The 17,752-nt window shown below is 70.4% G+C and carries 6 protein-coding genes; all 6 read right to left on the reverse strand.

What is annotated here, in order from left to right:
* Positions 1-4 precede the first annotated feature (4 nt).
* Genes TTY48_RS19565 through TTY48_RS19590 form a run of 6 tightly spaced genes read right to left on the reverse strand, consistent with a single transcriptional unit; the run spans position 5 to position 17,750 of the window.
* Entirely contained in the window at positions 5-841 is an 837-nt protein-coding gene (locus tag TTY48_RS19565) for an ABC transporter permease (RefSeq protein ID WP_220659298.1), read from the reverse strand.
* Complete coding sequence (locus tag TTY48_RS19570; protein ID WP_220659299.1) at positions 838-1,641, reverse strand: ABC transporter permease; 804 nt, start codon at positions 1,639-1,641, stop codon at positions 838-840. Before TTY48_RS19570 ends, TTY48_RS19565 begins: the two co-directional genes overlap by 4 nt.
* Positions 1,638-2,612 (reverse strand): ATP-binding cassette domain-containing protein, encoded by a 975-nt coding sequence (locus tag TTY48_RS19575; protein ID WP_220659300.1) that lies wholly within the window; start codon positions 2,610-2,612, stop codon positions 1,638-1,640. The genes TTY48_RS19570 and TTY48_RS19575 overlap by 4 nt, the downstream gene beginning before the upstream one ends.
* Positions 2,609-6,982, reverse strand: a complete 4,374-nt coding sequence (locus TTY48_RS19580) for a type I polyketide synthase (RefSeq protein WP_220659301.1) — start codon at positions 6,980-6,982, stop codon at positions 2,609-2,611. Before TTY48_RS19580 ends, TTY48_RS19575 begins: the two co-directional genes overlap by 4 nt.
* Positions 6,982-12,387 (reverse strand): type I polyketide synthase, encoded by a 5,406-nt coding sequence (locus TTY48_RS19585; RefSeq protein WP_220659302.1) that lies wholly within the window; start codon positions 12,385-12,387, stop codon positions 6,982-6,984. Before TTY48_RS19585 ends, TTY48_RS19580 begins: the two co-directional genes overlap by 1 nt.
* The gene (locus tag TTY48_RS19590) at positions 12,387-17,750 is read right to left on the reverse strand and encodes an SDR family NAD(P)-dependent oxidoreductase (RefSeq protein WP_220659303.1); all 5,364 of its coding nucleotides are present in this window, start codon (positions 17,748-17,750) and stop codon (positions 12,387-12,389) included. Before TTY48_RS19590 ends, TTY48_RS19585 begins: the two co-directional genes overlap by 1 nt.
* Positions 17,751-17,752 lie beyond the last annotated feature (2 nt).

Consider the following 17,752-nt stretch of genomic DNA (forward strand, 5'->3'; position numbering starts at 1 on the left):
ATCGTCAATCCCGCATGCTCGCCCGGCGATAGCCGATGGCGAGCGGCACGGCGCACAGCAGGACGATTGCCCCCGACCACGCGATCAGCTCCAGCAACGGCGACCGCACCGGCCCTCCGACAGCCAGGGCACGCATGACGTCGACGGTGTTGCTGAACGGTTGGTGCGCAACGATGGGCTGTAGCCACTGCGGATACTGCTCCAACGGAACGAATCCGGTGCAGAAGAACATGAACAGCCCGGAGACGAGCGCCGTGGCCTCGACGACGATCGTCTTGGCCGCGTACACCGCCACCGTCAGTACGGCGGTCGAGAACGCCACGCCGAAGAGCACCGGCACGAAGAGCCAGCCCACGGCGCCGAGCAGGCCGTTCTCGAAGCGCAGACCGAGGAGAACCCCGGTCACCGTGAGCACCGTTGTGGCGAACAGGATCCGCAGCGCCTCGGCCACCAATCGCGAAGTCACCCCGGCCGCCCGATGGATCGGGCTGCCCCACAACCGGGAGAGGAATCCGTTCTCGCGCTCGGCCATCACGCCCAACCCACCGACGGTGGCTCCCTGCGTGGCGGCGACCAGCGCCACGAGCGGCACGCTACCGGTCAGGGCACTGTGTCCCGTGAGCTGGGAGATCCCCTCCCCCAGCACGATGTCGAGTGTCACTAGGAAGGCGACGGGCACGAGGACGGTCTCCGCGAGTGTCGCGGGGTCACGCACCCATCGGCGCACGATCCGCTCCGCCAGCAACCCCGTCTGCCGCACCAGGGCACCCGGTGACCGCTCACCGGTGCGCGGGTCGGTGCGTTCATCGGGTGGCGCGGCCACCGCGTGCGTGCCGGTCATCGGTTCCTCCTCGCCACGACGACCGCATGGAGCGGCAGCACGGCCAGCACCAGGCCGATCGCCCAGTACACGGCGGGTCCGATCACGTCCCACGTCGCCGATCCGGCGGCTCCGGGCACTGAATCTCCGGCGAGGGCGCGCAGTGCGAAGACGAACTGGGACACCGGCTGGTCCCGTGCGAAGCCCTGAATCCACTCGGGGAACCGCTCGACCGGCTGCACACCGACAGACAACAGGCCGAGGATGAGCTGCGGCAGCATCATCAGGTGCGTCGTCGCCTCCGGGTTCCGGGTGGCGGTGCCCACCAGGTCACCCAACAGCGACAGTGTGAGACCCACCAGTAACGCGAGGCCGAGGAACCCGGCCGTGGCCGCCGCGCCGCCGTAGAAACGGAATCCGATCACGTGAGCACATGCCAGAGAGATCCCCAGTGCCAGAACGCACCGGTACATGCTTCCGGACATGCGCGCGGCCATCGGGATCAGCCGACCGATGGGCATGGAACGGAATCGGCGGTCGATGCCGTCCACGGAGTCCGTGGCGGCCCGGAATCCCCCCGAGATCGCGGCGAACGAAATCGCCTGCAGCACGATCAGCGGTGTCAGGTATTGGGCGTAGCTGCTCATCGCGGACGCGTACGCGCCCATGAACTGTTTGAGCGGGATGTAGAAGCCCACGGTGAACATGACGGAGGCCGCCACCTGGGTCACGAGCTCGCCGTTGCGCAGGCTGGGCACGATGGAGCGCACGGTGAGCACCCACCACTGCTGTCCCGCCGACGTATCGGGTCGCGCCGTCACGTCGCGACCTCCTCGTGCGCCGCCGGTGCGCCGCTCCCGGTGAGCGCGAAGAAGACTTCGTCCAGCGACGGGCGCCGCAGCGCGACGTCGAGGAGTTCGATACCCGCGGAGTCGATCCGAGAGACCGCCTCGACGAGCGTTCGAGTGCCGTCCGGCGCGGGGATCGCGATGCGATCCGTGCCCGTGGTCGCCTCCCTGTCGGCCGGGGCCATCGCCCCGAGGGCCTCGATCACCCGGGGCACGTCGGTGCGGTCGCGGGGCACGATCTCGCAGACGGTGGCTCCGGTGCGTTCCTTGAGCTGATCCGCAGTGCCCTCGGCGATGACGGTGCCCCGATCGATCACGGTGATGCGGTCGCTGAGCGCATCCGCCTCCTCGAGGTACTGGGTGGTGAGCAGGGTGGCGATGCCCTCTTCCCGCAACTGCCGCACCAGATCCCACACGCCCTGCCTACTGCGCGGGTCCAGGCCCGTCGTCGGCTCATCGAGGAAGACCACCTCCGGCCGCACCACCAGGCCGCATGCGATGTCGATGCGCCGGCGCATGCCTCCCGAGTAGGTGCCCACCTGACGGTCGGCGGCGTACTCCAGGTCGAATCGTTCGAGCAGGTCCGTCGCACGGGCCTGCGCAGCCGCCTTGCGAAGCCCCTGCAGCCGGGCGAACAGGATCAGGTTCTCCCGGCCGGTGAGCATGTCGTCCAGTGCGGCGTTCTGCCCCGTCAGCATGATCGCGCGGCGCACGCCCGCAGGGTCGAGCGCCACGTCGCATCCGGCGACCACCGCGCGGCCCGTCGAGGGCCGGGAAAGGGTGGCCAGGATGTCGACCGTGGTGGTCTTTCCGGCACCGTTCGGCCCGAGAAGGCCCAGGATCTCGCCCCGACGCACTTCCAAGTCGATGCCGCTCAGCGCGACGAAGTCGCCGAACCGCTTGGTCAGGCCCTCGACGACGACAGCGCTCTCCGTGTGGTTCATCCCGCATCCTCGCCAGACAGATCGATGAGTTCCCAGTCGTCGCCGGCATCCGCCGGAGACTCGGTCGTTTCCCGCGTCACCGCACCGAGTGCTGTGGACACGGCCTCCGCCAGTGCCGCGATCCGGGCCTCGTCGACCCGGCGCCGGTCGTACCACCAATCCAGGTGCATGCGACCGCCGGCGCGGTACACGCGCAGTTCCACGGCGTGGCCCAGCGCGGGGATGGCATCGCGCACGGGCCTGGCGGCATCGGTTCCGAGCCAGACGGGGGCCGACGCCGCCAACGCCTCCGGCGGCTCGGGGATCGAGCCGGCGATCGACAGATGTACATCTGCATCACGCAGTCCCGCGAGCCGCGCCGAGGTCGGCGCGTACTGGTAGCGCAACAATCCGTAGCCGATTCCCTGATGTGTCACGCCGCGCAGTTCGTTACGGACGGCGTCGAGCAGGAGGGAATCCCCCTCGTCCGGAGCTGTGATCGACACCGGGTAGACGGTGCCGAACCACCCCACCGTGTCCCGCAGATCGAGCTCGGGTTTCAGGATCGACCGCGCGTCACCGTCGACATCGATGAGGACCCGACCGGGACCCGCGATCGCGACGACTCCGCGCACCAGTGCCGCCGTGATCAGTTCGTCGAGGCGGATCCCCGTCCGTCGCCGCGCGTCGTCGAGCTCCGCCGCTTCCACCGCGCCCAGGGTCGTGGGCAGCCGGAGGAAGTCGGCCGCGGCCGGCGGCGCAGCGGTATCCGTCGTCGCGATGCGCACGGCGGGTTCGGACAAGGTGTCGAGCCATCGCGAATAGCCGTCGAGAACCGCACGGTGTCCGGCGAGCTCCGAGAGCCGCTGGCACCAATCCCGCCATCCGGTCGATGCAGGAGTGAGCGAGACCGGCATGCCGGCGGCGCGCTGGCTGAACGCGGTGAGCAGGTCACTCATGAGGATCTCGCGGGAACGGGCGTCGCCGACGATGCCGGGTACCGCGAGCGCCAATCGGGATTCACCGCCGTCGGTGTCCCGCAGGAGCAGCGCCGTGAGCATCGATCCGTCCCCGGGGCCGTCGGCGATGATCTCCGCCAACCTCTCCCCCGCAAGGGCTTCGGCGTCGGCGCCGGCGGGGAGAGTCTCCACGCAGGTGCTCGACCAGGCCTGCTGCTCCTCGGCGGGATCACCGATGATCTGTTCCCAGATACCGCCGCGACGGCGCAGGCGCAGACGGAGCACCTCGTGGCGGCGGACCACCGCCCCGAGTACCTCGGAGACGTCATCGACGCCGAGTCCTGCGGCCAGCCGCAGGACGATCGGGGTGCGCCAGCAGCCGTAGTCGGTGATGCCACCGTCGAGCAGCCGCGCGAGATTCGGCGGGAGCGGCGGGTGGTCCGTGGGCTCTTCTCCGCCGGTCAATCCGGCCTCGGCGTCGCGTTCGGCGATCGCCGCCGCAAGCGATCTCACCGTCGGGTGGTCGTACAGGTCCTGCGGCGTGATGTCGATCCCCGCGTGCCCTGCGGCGATCGAGACACCGATGGCGATCAGCGAATCTCCGCCCACGTCGAAGAAGTCCGCATCGGCGTCGACGGACTCCGCACCCAGGCATGCGGCCCAGACACGACGGAGGGCGGCTTCGATTCCCTCGCCGGCTTCGTCCTGGTCCTGCGCTGCAGCCGGAGTGTGGGCGGTATCGATACCGACGGTGCCCGCCCGCGGCGAGGGGTGCACCCAATGCCGCTCGGGCAGGAAGGGGTAGCCGGGAAGGAGCACCCGCTCACCGGTCGGCAGAAACTGCTCGACCTCGATGCCGGCGGCCCACAGTTGCCCCAGCCCTTCCAGGAAGAACTCGTGGTCGTCGCGGTCCTGAGCCGGATGCCGCAGCAGTCGCACCACGCGATGCGAGTCGCGGAACCGCGGATGCCGCTTGGCCGCCGATGTCAGGGCGCCACCGGGACCGACCTCGACGAGCACCCGGTGCGGATCGGCGAGAGCGATGTACAGTTCATCGGCGAACCGCACGGTGGCCCGGATCTGGCGGGACCAGGTCCCGGGATCGGTCGCCTCGGCGTCGCTCATCATGGCCCCGGTCACATTGGACGCCATAGGGATCCGTGGGGCCGACAGCGTCGATCGGCGCAGGACGGCGTCGAACGCGGTTGCCGCCTGCTCCATCATCCGGGAGTGGAAGGCGTGCGATGTGCGCACCCTACGAGCGTTCACTCCGTCCGCGGCGAGCCGCGCGCTGAGATCGGCGATCGCGTCCGCGCTGCCCGCGACGACGCACCCACCGGGCTCGTTGATGGTGGCGATGTCGAGGTCCGGACCCACGTGCGGCGTCACCTCCGGTGCACCGAGCGGCACCGCCAGCATGACGCCCGGCGGTGCGGCGTGCATCAGGCGCCCGCGCTCGGCGACCACGCTGATCGCGGTCGGGAGGTCGAACACTCCTGCCAGAGTGGCGGCGACGTACTCACCCACGCTGTGCCCCAGCAATAGCGAGGGCCTCACTCCCCGGCGCTCGAGTGCGCGGGCGAGCGCGTACTCCACTGCGAACAGTGCCGGCTGGGATCGGTCGGTGCGCTCCAACTCACGGCTCCGGCCGCCGAACATCAAGCTTTTGAGATCGATGCCCAGGGCCGCGTCGAATCCGGCGGCGCACCTGTCGATGTTCTCCGCGAACACCGGATCGCCGTCGTAGAGCCCGCGCGCCATTCCCACGTACTGCGCACCCTGGCCTGGGAAGAGCATGACGACACGGTCGGTCGCGTCCTCCGCCCCGGCCGGAACGGATGATGTGACACCCTCCGCGGCGCGGAGCGCCGAGATCGCATGGGCGCGGTCGCGGACAACGGTGACACCGCGGGTGACGTCCATCGGCCGGGCCGCCAGCGTGGCCGCCACATCCGCGAGCTCGACCGAGTCGTCCGCCTCGAGCTCATCAGCCAGCGCCGTTCGGGCCACCGTCAATCGTTCGGTCCCGCGTGCCGACAGCAACAGCGGGTACGGGCCGGCACCGGGGGCCGCCGCCGCCGGGACCGGGGCCTCCTCCAGCACCAGGTGCACGTTCGTGCCACCCACCCCGAACGAACTGATACCGGCGAGTCTGGGCCCCTCGCTCTCCCAGTCGATCACGCCTGGGTTCAGCGCGAACGGGGTCTCGTCGAGACGCAGTTCGGGGTTCGGGGCGGTGAAGTGCAGCGTCCCCGGGAGTGAGCGATTCTTCAAGCAGAGGATCACTTTGAGCAGACCGGCGATGCCCGAGGCGACTTCCAGGTGGCCGATGTTCGCCTTGACCGAGCCGAGGTGGCAGGGACCGGTGCGCTCGTGCTCCGCGAGCTCGAAGGCCTGGCGCAGGCCCTCGATCTCGATCGGGTCACCGAGCGGCGTTCCGGTGCCGTGCGTCTCGACATAGGTGACGTCCGCGGGGTCGACGCCGGCAACGCCGTGCGCCTCGGCGATCACGGCGGCCTGTCCGGCGGCGGTGGGCGCCGCATAGGTCATCTTGGCCGCACCGTCGTTGTTGATCGCCGATCCCCGGATCACCGCGTGGATCGGGTCGCCGTCGGCACGAGCGCGGTCGAGTGTCTTGAGCACGACGGCCCCGACCCCGCTTCCGAACACCGTTCCGTCGGCTCGCACGTCGAACGGGCGGCAGTGTCCGCTCGGTGATGTCATGGCACCGGGTTCGTGCCAGTATCCGGCGCGGTTGGGAATGCGAATCGATGATCCACCTGCGATAGCCGCGTCCACCTCGCCGGAGATCAACGCCTGGCATGCCAGGTGCACGGCGACGGCGGAGGACGAGCACGCGGTCTGCACGGACAGTGCCGGTCCGCGAAGGTCGAACTGATGCGCAACGCGAGTCGCGATGTGGTCCTTGTCGTTACGCAGGGAGAGATCGATCATCTCGAAACTCGCCCCCTGCCCGATGATGTGCTCCACATCGAGCCCCGACATCAGGTTGTTGAGCAGATATCCGCTCGCGGAACTCGTTCCGTAGACGCCGACTGCGCCGTCCAATTCCCGTGGGTGATAGCCCGCGTCCTCGATGGCGTGCCACACGGTCTGGAGGAACAGGCGATGCTGCGGATCGAGACCGTCCGCGACGGCTGCGGTGAAACCGAAGAGCTCGGCGTCGAACTCCTCGATCCCGTCCATGGGGGCGCCGGATCGGATGTAGCGCCGATCCGCGATCGCGTCGGCGGCGATGCCCGTCCGCTGCAGCTCCTGTTCGGTGAGCGCAACGATGGATTCGACACCGTCGCGCAGGTTGCGCCAGTACTCCCCCAGGGTTCGGGCACCGGAGAACCGGCCCGCCATGCCGATCACCGCGATCGAGCCCGCCGTGTCTTCCGGATCTTGCTCGTGCGACTGGTTCGTCATCACGGGTGGTCCACCTTTCGTCGGACGGAGGCGCGTCGCCGCGCCGCGACACGTTGTTGGGCGCGTCCACGGAGGCCGTCGGCAGGGGTCGCATCGGAGGTGTGCACGGGCGCCTCGGTCACCCCGAGCCTGCGGACGAGGTCGGTCGCCAGATCATCCAGCCCGGCCCCCTGCAGTAGGAGCGCCACCGGCGGTTCGACCCCGAACTCGCTGCGCACGGTGTTGCGGATACGGACCGCCATCAGCGAGTCCAGCCCCAGCTCGGTGAGCGCGCGCTCGGCGGGGACCACCGCGGTGCCGGAGTATCCGAGAACCGCGCCGATCCGCTTCTGCAGCCGCTCCAGTACGAGCCGGTGCGCCTCGGCGAAGGGCATCGTCCGGAGCCGGTCGAGGTCGATCGCCTCGGTGTCCTCGTCCGGGTCGAGTTCGGCGGCGAGGTGGGTGAAGTAGCCCAAACCCACCAGTTCCGGGAAAGCCGCGGCCGCGCGGTCGAGCCGAAGCCGGGCGACTCCCACGCGGGCACGACCACCGCCGAGGAGCGCGTCCAGGGCCTCCATGCCCTCGTCGGGTGCGATCGGGTCGAGAACGCTCATCTCGAGCGATCGCGCCAGTCCCACTTCGGACCACTGTCCCCAGCAGATCGACGTGACACGGGCCCCCTCCGCGCGGCGGCGCTCGGCGAGTGCGTCGAGATAGGCGTTCGCGGCGGCGTACGCGCCCTGGCCCGGCGATCCCAGCAGGGAGGCGACCGAGGAGAACAGGACCAACCAGTCCAGCGCCGAACCGGCGGTGGCCTCGTCCAGACGGACCGCGCCCATCACCTTCGGGCGCCACACGCGGGCAAGAGCATCGCGGGACATGGCGGTCACGAGCTCGTCATCGAGCACCGCGGCCGAATGGATCACGCCACGCAGCGGCAGCCCGGTCTCCTCGGCGGCCGTGACCAGAGACTCGGCGACACCGTCCGCGGCGACATCGCCGCTGACGTACACGACCTCAGTGTCTGCGGCGAGCTCGGCGAGCACGCGCGCACCGTCCTCGGACAGCTCACTGCGCCCGCACAGCACGATCCGCCCGGCACCGGCAGCCACCAGATGCCGAGCGACCGCCAGTCCGATGCCACCCATTCCTCCGGTCACCACGTAGGCGCCGTCGCTGCGCACCGTCGGATTGCCGGAACCCTCTCGTGGTTCGGGATCGGCCCGCACCAAACGCTGCACGTATCGCCGACCGTCCCGCCACGCCAGCAGATCATCGCCCACGGGCGCGCTGGCCTCGCGCAGGAGCGTCGCCGCCACGTCGTCGACCGACGAGAGGTCGACGAGGGTGGCGCGCAGGTCGGGGTGCTCGTACGCGAGAACCCGGATCAGACCGGTCAAGGCCCCGACGGCCGGTGTCCCGACATCCCCTTCAGCGACCTCCAAGCCCCTGCGAGTGACCAGCCACAACCGGGGTGGCCGGCCATGCCAACCCGAGGTCACCGCACTGACTGCCGTCGCGACCTGCCAGGTCAAGCGTTCCGCCACGGCGACGCGGTCGGCCGCGGTGGCGTCGTCAGTCTCCGCGTCCAGCAGGAGCACGATGCCGGTCGGCGGATAGTCCGGATCCGATGCCACCTCCGCGATCGCGTCCGCCACGGCCTGCTCGCCGAAGTCCGCGGTCACGATTCGACGGCCGGCCCCATGGAGGTCACTCGCGATCGCCTCCACACCGGGCCGGTCGTCGCTGAGCAGCAGCCAGGCCCCGTCGCCGCTTCCGTCGATGCCGTCCGGTGCGGCGCTCTCCTCCCACCGGTGGCCGAACAGCTTGCGCTCCAGGGGCAGAGGCACTGCGTGTCGGCGGATTCGGCGCAGGAAGACACCCCGGATCTCGGCGAGCAATGCGCCCGACCGGTCGGTGATCGTCACGTCTCCGGTGGCACCCTCGTCGCTGAGGGAGACGAACCGAGCGCGGCACGAACTGTCTCGACCGACCGGTGCGTACAGACGGATCGATTCCACCGACACCGGAAGGTAGGCGGCGTCCGCCTCGAGACCGGACTCGGGCAGCGCTGCAGCGAGCGTCTGCAGTGCGGCGTCCAGTGCGACGGGGTGCAGCACCAGTCCGGGGTGCCCGGTGGCCTCCGCCGGAAGGGTCACGTCCGCCTCCGCTGCGCCCACCGGATCACGGGAGACCCGCTGCAGCGCGGCGAATGCGCGATCGTGGTGCGCGCCGGCTCGCCGCAGTGCCGCGTAGACCTCCCGCGGCGAGACCGGCACTCCCGACGTGACCGGGGCGACAGGGCTCGGGTCCCGTTGCGCGAGTCCCGCTCCCACCCGAGCCGTGGCGTGGCGGATCCACTCGCCGCCGCTCCCCCTGCTGAAGATCTCGACCCGGCCGGAGCCGTCGGAGTCGTAGGTCAGCCGGGTCGTGAGTGGGACCGATCCGGTCAGCGGGAGCATCTGCTCCACTTCGAGCTGGTCGACGCCGGCAGGCGCGCCCTCGGTTCCGTACGCGGTGCGGCCGGCCGCCAGCGCGATCTCGGCGAATCCTGCGGCGGGCATGATCGCCTGGCCTTGGACTCGGTGGTCGGCGAGCCAACCGATCTCGTCGAGGCCGACGTCCGCGTGCCACAGGAATCCTCCGCCGGACGGGATCTCGACGGGGCTGCCCAGGAGTGGGTGGACCCGATCGGGCTGGGCTCGGCGATGGGCGGGAGCCGGTGTCCAGTACTTCCGATGGCGCCAGGTGTGTGGCGCGATATCGGTGATGTGCCCCGGAGGGAGGTCTCCCCCGAGTCGCGCGCGATGCGCGTGGAAGACGAGGGCCTCGTCCTCGCCGCGCAACAGCGTGGGAAGGACCAGGACCTCGCGGTCTTCGGGTCCGCTCTCGGTGATCGCGTGCGCGAGAAGGGGGTGCGGGCTGACCTCCACGATCGCGCCGTACCGTGACGTGGCCGCCGTGGCCGCCTCGGCGAAGCGAACGGGTTGCCGCAGGTTCGACACCCAGTACTCGGCGTCGAAGACCGGGGATTCGTCGCCCGGGCGGACCGTCGACAGCACCGGAATCCTCGGTGGGACCGGCGCGATTCCCGCCAGGGCCTGCCGCAGTTCCGGGAGGATGGGATCGACGGTGGCATGGTGGGATGCCACGTCCACCTCGACTCGCCGCGCCAACAGGTTCCGGCGGGACACGGCTTCCACCACCTCGTCCACCCGGTCGGGCGGGCCGGCGACAACGGTCTGCCGCGGCGAGGCGATCACGGCGATCGAGACACCGTCGTGGTCGGTGAGTAGGGATTCGACCGCCTGTGCATCCATCTCGAGTAGCGCCATTGCGCCCTGTCCGGACAGGTCCCTGCGCATCAGGCGTGAGCGGGTGGCGATCACGCGCAAGCCGTCCGCCACGGATAGTCCGCCCGCGACGATGGCCGCCGTCACCTCTCCCATCGAGTGGCCGATCACCGCGTCCGGTGTCACGCCATGGGCGCGCCAGAGATCCGTGAGGGCCAGTTGCACACCGACGAGGACCGGCTGGATCCGATCGATCCCCTCGATGGGCTCGTCGGACTCCAAGGCGGAGCGGAGTGAGAAGCCGACCTGCTCGACGAAATCAGCGTCGTAGCGGTCCACGGCGGCGGCGAACTCGGGCTCGTCCACCAGGAGCCGTCGGCCCATCCCCGGCCATTGCGCACCCTGCCCGGAGTACGCGAACACCACTCCCGGCCCGGGGCCGGCACCCGCGGGGAGGACTGCGGCGCGCGACTCCCCCGTGGCGAGCGCGCGCAGCCCCGCGACGGCCTCCCGGTGGTCTCGCGCCGACACCGTTGCGGTGAGCGGGGCCCCCGCACTCTGTCGGGCGACGGTGTGGGCGACGTCCCGCAGGACCGATCGCGCGCCGCGTCCCTCCAGCCACTGGGCGAGCGCCCGGGCACGATCGCGCACCGCCGCGTCGTCGGTGCCGCCGACCGAGAGCACGCAGACGGACCGCGCATCGCCCTCGTCTCCCAGCGGCATCGGATCGGGGCCCTGCTCGATGACCACGTGCGCATTCGTGCCGCCGAGTCCGAAGGAGGAGACACCCGCGCGGCGCGGACCGCTCGCGGACGGCCACGGATCCGGCTCGGTGGGGACGAACAGGCGGGTGCGGGAGGCATCGATCGCGGGATTCCACTGCGAGAAGTGCAGATTGGGCGGCACTTTTCCACGATTGACCACCAGAACGGATTTGATGAAGCCCGCGATGCCCGCGGCTGCCTCAAGGTGCCCCATGTTGGTCTTCACCGCGCCGAGCGCGCATCGGCTCTCCCCCGCCCCGTACACCCGGGCCAATGCATCGAACTCGATCGGATCGCCGATACCGGTGCCGGTGCCGTGAGTCTCGACGAAGTTGATCGACGCCGCGGGCACATCGCCGAGCGCACGCGTGAGCACCTCGCTCTGGGCGGGGGCGTTGGGCGCGGTGAGGCCGTTGCTACGGCCGTCCTGGTTGGTGGCGGAACCCCGCACGACCGCGAGCACGCGGTCCCCGTCCCGGACGGCATCGGTGAGGCGTTTGAGCACGACGACGCCGCAGCCCTCGCCTCGCACGAATCCGTCGGCGGCGGCATCGAAGGCGTTGCAGCGTCCGCGCGGCGAGAGCATTCCCCACTTCCCCAGTGCCAGTTGGGTCTCGGGCCGCAGGATGAGGCTCACTCCGCCGGCGAGAGCCAGGTCGGTCTCCCGGGACCGCAGACTCTGGCACGCCAGATGCACGGACACCAAAGACGATGAGCAGGCGGTGTCGACGGCGACCGCCGGGCCGCGCAACCCGAGGAGGTAAGCGATGCGACCCACGGTCACGCTGTGTGCGTTCCCGGTCGCCGAATAGGCGTCGATGGTGTCGGAATCCGCGACCGATGCCGCCTGATACTCGTTGTAGTAGACGCCCATCATCACGGCGGCGCGGAGCCCGTCGATCTGCCCCGGTGCGATCCCGGCGTGCTCGAGCGCCTCCCATGCCACCTCCAACAACATCCGCTGTTGCGGATCCATCGCCTCCGCCTCGCGGGGCGCGATGCCGAAGTGCTCCGCGTCGAAGCCGTCGATGCCGTCGACGAAACCTCCCCACTTCGATGGCATCCGACCGGGTACCGAGGGGTCGGCGTCGTAGTACGCCTCGGCGTCCCAACGGTCCTCGGGCACCTCCACGACGGCGTCTCCTGATCGCATCAACAGGTCCCAGTACTGGTCCGGATCGTTGACGCCGCCGGGGAACCGGCAGCCGATTCCCACGACCGCGATCGGTTCCGCGGTCGAGATCCTCGACGCCTTGGTGAACTGCTCCGTCAGGGCATCACGCTGGTCGTCCGACATCGCTTGCACTCGTGCGTAGGTCGATCCGCGTGCCGCACCGGACGCGGCCGACGACTGGTCGGAACTCGTCATCAGATACTCCTCTCAGCGTCGGAGAAGGTCTCCGCACTCTCGAACAATTCGTCCAGCAGGCTCGTCTCCGCCGGGGCATCGGTATCGCCGATGTCCGTCGCGTCGAGCGCCGGTGCAACCAACTGCACGATGTGTGCGGCCAGTTGCGCAACGGTGGGGTGGTCCCACAGCATCGTTGCCGAGAGATCCACTCCGACTTTCGCTTTGGCGTCCCGGAGCACGGCCATCGCCATCATGGAATCGAGTCCGAGCTCAGGAAACGGACTGTCCACGTCCACGACCTCGGGATCGGTGCCCAGTTCGCGGGCGAGCACGGCGCGCAGGAGGTCCCGCACCGCCGTCTGCGCCTGTTGCGGCGTCAGCGTGGACAGATCGGGCAATGAGCCGACCGGATCCTCGCCGTCGAGGTCGGCAGGGTCGGCACCGCTCATGCTTCCCGCCTCGAGAGGGGCGAAGCGCAGACCTCGCAGCTCGCACCACGTGCGACCGTCGGCATCGTCGATTCGGGCGTCGACAAGGAGGTCCTCGTCGCCCCCGGGGCGCCGGGCCACCTGCACCACGACGCGATCTCCGACGGGCGCAGCGCCGGTCGTCGCCGCATCGATCGAGACCGGGAGCAGCAGTCCTGCGTCCATCCTGCCGATGAGCCGGGCGAGGTGCACAGCCGCGTCGGTCGCCGAGGCGACGCTCGCGTCCGCATCGAGGGTGACCTCGGCGGTGATCGACCCCGGACCGGACACGTACCCGGTCACCTCCCAGGGGAACGGGCGGCCCTCAACCCCCCAGTCGCGAACCCGATCGGCCACCGCCGCCGCGTCGTACTCGGGTGTCTCGAACGCCGCTGCGCGGGTGCCCGCATCGTCGCGGTCGTCTTCGGTGCCGGCACGGGCTGTTCCGAATCCGGCGCTCGCGTGCCGGATCCATCGTTCGGCGGCGGCGTTCGGATCGGCGCTGGAGGTGATGACGATGCCGTCGTCGCTCCTCCGGACGTGCACGGCGCGAGGTCGGTCCAGGACGATCGGGTACTCGAACCGGAGGTCGCGCAGCTCCGCCCCTGCCGCCACCGATGCGAGGGTGGCTGCGATCACGGATACCGGAACCACCTCCACTCCCCGGACCCGGTGCGGGGTGGGGTACGGCCGGCGCCCGGCCGACAGACCCGCGAGCCAGCCGCCGTCGGCGTCGTCCCGCCCCTGCACGCTGCCGTGCTGCGGTGCAGGCAGATCCACGGCTGCCTCGCACCGCGCACCGAGCAGGCCGTCGAGGATCTTCATCGGGGCGCGGGTCCGGAAGCTCTCCGCGAGCAAGGGCCAATCCGCACCGGCGATCACGCTCCGAGTGGGGGCCTCCGGGCCGAGCACGTAGGGCAGGCAGCGGACGGCGGCGTCGTTCGGCATGGGGGTGAGCCCTGCGGACGCGGTGTCCGGCTGCGCCTGCGCCCAGGACTCAAAGAGGCCCCAGTCCACCACTCGCACCGGCAGGCCCAGGTGGCGGCGCACGGCGGCCACGGCGTCGGCGTACGCGTTGGCGGCGGTGTAGTGCCCGAGCCACCGCGACCCGGTGAGCCCGGTGATCGAGGAGAAGACGACGAGGTCGCGCAGGGGCGTGTGCAGACTCAGCTCGTGCACGATCGCGAGGACGTCGACCTTGGCGCGGAACATTGCGTCGATGTCGTCGGCGCTGAGCTCGGACAACAGGCCCGCGCCGCCCGCGAGCGAGCTGACGTACACGCCGCCGAGCGGCGGCAGGTCGTCGCCGAACCGTGCGAACAGTTCCGTCATCGCCGACCGGTCAGCCGCATCGATCGCCACGGGGACGATCCGGGTTCCGTTCTCGGCGAGCTCGTCCTCGAGTCCGTCCGGGAGTCCTCCGCGCCGGGAGAGCGCGACCACGGTCCGCGCTCCCATTCGGGCGAGCTGGCGGATCACATCGCCGCCGATGTTTCCGGTGGCACCGATCACCAGGTGGGTCTCGTCCCCGCCGACGTCGTTGCGCGCGATCGGCGCGGTGGTTCGGCGGAGCCGCGGAACGCGTCGCACGCCCGTGCGGTAGAGCACCTGGTCCTCGTCATCGGCGGCGCCGGCCTCCGCCGTCAGAGCAGCCGCCACGAGCCGCGGCGGCAGTGCCGCGTCGACGTCGATCAGCCCTCCCCAGAGCTCGGGATGTTCCAGAGCGAGGGTTCGGCCCGCTCCCCACAGGGCCGCGTGCGCGGGGTTCGCCACCTCACCCTCGCTCACCGCCTCCGCATTGCGGGTCAGGACCGTCAGGCGTGCGCCGTTCCCGTGCTCGCGAAGCAGCCGGATCAGGGTCGCGACATCGCGAACCCCCCGGCGTGCCGACGAGGGATCGACGCCGTCCCGGGGCATCGCCGGCGCATAGACCACACGATCGACGCCGTGCAGCGCGGAACGAACGGCCCCGATGTCGTCCACGAGGGCGGCCGCGCGCACAACGAGGGCTCCGTCACCGAGCAGCGCGCCGAGCTCATCACCGTCCTCATCGGCGACCACGAGCCACCGGCGTGGCTCCGGTTCGGCTGCGGCCAGGGCGCGTTCGGGGAATGCCAGTTCGAGGAACCAGCCGTGCGGCCCGCCGTCGGCGACCGGGGCGGGCGCATCGATGACGCTCGCGCGTGGCACGATCCAGTGCCGTTGTCGCATCCACTGGGTCGCGGGCAGGTCCACCGGCGGTCGCGGCCGTTGCGGTTCCACCGGATATCCGGGGCCGCGCACCGCGGTCAGATTCGCCTCGAACTGCACCGCCTCCGCCGCATCGCGGAGCAGAGTCCCCACCACGCAGGTGGATCCATCGACGACATCCTCGATCGCCGAGGTCAACAGGGGATGCGGGCTGATCTCGATGAACGTTCCGCACACCTTCGCCGCTGCCGACACCGCATCCGCGAAGAGAACAGGCCGCCGGAGATTGTCGGCCCAGTAATCGGCGTCGACCCGCGGACCTTCCTGGCCGGCCTGGACGGTCGAGTGGAACGGGATCCGTGGCACGGCGGGCGTGATGTCAGCGAGCGAGGCGCGCAGTTCGTCCAGGATCGGATCGACGGTGGCGTGATGGGAGGCCACGTCCACATCGATGCGCCGCGCCAAGAGATCACGGGCGGAGACCTCGGCGATCACGGCGTCGATCCGGTCGGGGTCGCCCGCGACCACGGTCTGCCGGGGTGATGCCACCACGGCTACCGATACCCCCTCGTGCCGGGCCGCGACCTCGGCGGCGGCATCCGCATCGAGCTCCAGGAGTGCCATCGCTCCCCGGCCCGCGAGGTCGCGCTTCATCAGCGCGGATCGGGTCGCGATCACCGTGAGACCGTCCCTGACCGACAGCGCTCCCGCGGTGACGGCCGCCGCGACCTCGCCCATCGAGTGGCCGATCACGGCATCGGGCTCCACACCCCGCGACTTCCAGAGCTCGACCAGCGCCAGTTGCACCCCCACCAGAACCGGCTGGATGCGATCGATCCCCGAGAGCGGGGATGCATCGGACAGTGCCTGTTCGAGCGAGAATCCGACCACGTCACGGAAGTCCGCGTCCAGCTCCCGCACCGCAGCGGCGAACGCGGGGTCGTCCGCCATCAGGCGCCGGCCCATGCCGGCCCACTGCGCACCCTGACCGGAGAAGACGAACACCGTCCCCGGGCGGCGCCCTCCTCGCTGGGGCGCCACCACGCCGGGCGCGGGCCGACCCTCCGCCAGCGCGTGCAGTCCGCGGACCGCCCCCTCGTGATCCGCTGCGATCACCGTCGCGATCCGCGGAAACCGTGGCCTGCGGAACTGCAGCTCGTGGGCGACATCGGCGAGCGGGACCGACGCCCCGGCACCGTCGAGCCAGTGCGCGAGGGCAGCGGCCGACGCCTTGATCCGCTCGATCGACTTGCCCGAGAGGGTGAGTCGTGCGACCGCGTCGGCGGTGTCCGGCGACAGGTGATCCGCATCCGGTGCGGTATCGATCGGCGGTGCCTGTTCGACGATCACGTGCGCGTTCGTTCCACTGACTCCGAAGGAGGAGACTCCCGCGCGCCGTGGCCGGTCCAGCGCCGGCCAATCGATCGTTCCCGTCGGGAAGACGAACTTCTCCGCTCCCTCGCCGGCGTGCGGCGTCAGCGCATCGAAGTGCAGGTTGCCCGGGATGCGCCCGCGTCCCAGCGCGAGCACGGTCTTGATGAAACCCGCCATACCCGCTGCGGATTCGAGGTGCCCCAGATTCGATTTCACTGCACCGATGACGAGCGGTGCGGCGCCGGCGCGTTCCCCGAAGACCCGCGCGAGGGTGTCCAGTTCGATCGGGTCCCCGAGTGCCGTCCCCGTGCCGTGCGATTCGATGAAATCGATGGTGTCCGGTGCGAGATCGGAGATCTCGAGCGCGCGCCGCAGGAGCGCCTGCTGCGCCGGTCCGTTGGGCACCGTCTGGCCGCTGCTCGCACCGTCCTGGTTGACGGCCGTCCCGCGTACCACGGCGAGCACGCGGTCGCCTGCGGCCGCCGCGTCCGATAGGCGCTTGAGCACCACGACCCCGCAGCCCTCGCTGCGCACGTATCCGTCGGCCGATGCGTCGAAGGGTTTGCACCGACCGTCGGGCGCCAACATGCCCCATCGCGAACACGCGATGCTGTTCTCCGGACTGAGGACGAGGTTCACGCCCGCGACGAGGGCCGCATCGCTCTCCCGGCTGCGCAGCCCCTGGCAGGCCAGGTGGAGGGCGCTCAGCGACGATGAGCACGCCGTGTCGAGGACGACCGCCGGTCCGTTGAGGCCGAGGAAGTAGGACAGCCGCCCGGCCGCGAAGTTGTGCGCGCTGCCGAACGGGACGTAGGGGTCGATCTCGTCGGGTTCGAGTGCCCCCGCCAGGGTGGTCGAGTAGTCGGTCGTGGTCAGGCCGACGTAGACCCCGGTTCGACTGCCCCGCAGGGAGGTGGGCACGATCCCCGCATGCTCGAGCGCCTGCCAGGCGACCTCGAGCAGGAGGCGGTGCTGCGGGTCCATGCCCGCAGCCTCGCGCGGTGAGATCCCGAAGAACTCAGCGTCGAAAGCGGCGGGGTCCCAATCGGTGAGGAACCCGCCCTCGCGATTACAGATCGTGCCCGGCACAGTGTGATCCGGCGAGTAGAGTTCGTCCGCGTCCCATCGGTCGCCGGGTACCCGCACCACCCCGTCGATGCCGTTGTCGAGCAGGTCCCAGTACTCCTCAGGGTCGGAGACTCCGCCGGGCAGACGGCACCCGATTCCGACCACCGCGATCGGCTCGCGGTCGCCCTGCTGGGCTATCGCGAGTCGCTCGGTGAGTTCGTCGATCCGACGCAGGGCCTCGGTGACCAGGGCCCGGCGATCGGTGGTGGATGGTGATGTCATGA

This window comes from Tsukamurella sp. TY48 (assembly GCF_019656655.1).
Classification (GTDB): Bacteria; Actinomycetota; Actinomycetes; order Mycobacteriales; family Mycobacteriaceae; genus Tsukamurella; species Tsukamurella strandjordii.

Bases quoted from the DNA above. Each gene is read 5' to 3' on its own strand.
- TTY48_RS19575 (WP_220659300.1), bottom strand. From the start codon at position 2,612: ATGAACCACACGGAGAGCGCTGTCGTCGTCGAGGGCCTGACCAAGCGG.
- TTY48_RS19585 (WP_220659302.1), bottom strand. From the start codon at position 12,387: ATGACGAGTTCCGACCAGTCGTCGGCCGCGTCCGGTGCGGCACGCGGA.
- TTY48_RS19580 (WP_220659301.1), bottom strand. From the start codon at position 6,982: ATGACGAACCAGTCGCACGAGCAAGATCCGGAAGACACGGCGGGCTCG.
- TTY48_RS19565 (WP_220659298.1), bottom strand. From the start codon at position 841: ATGACCGGCACGCACGCGGTGGCCGCGCCACCCGATGAACGCACCGAC.
- TTY48_RS19590 (WP_220659303.1), bottom strand. From the start codon at position 17,750: ATGACATCACCATCCACCACCGATCGCCGGGCCCTGGTCACCGAGGCC.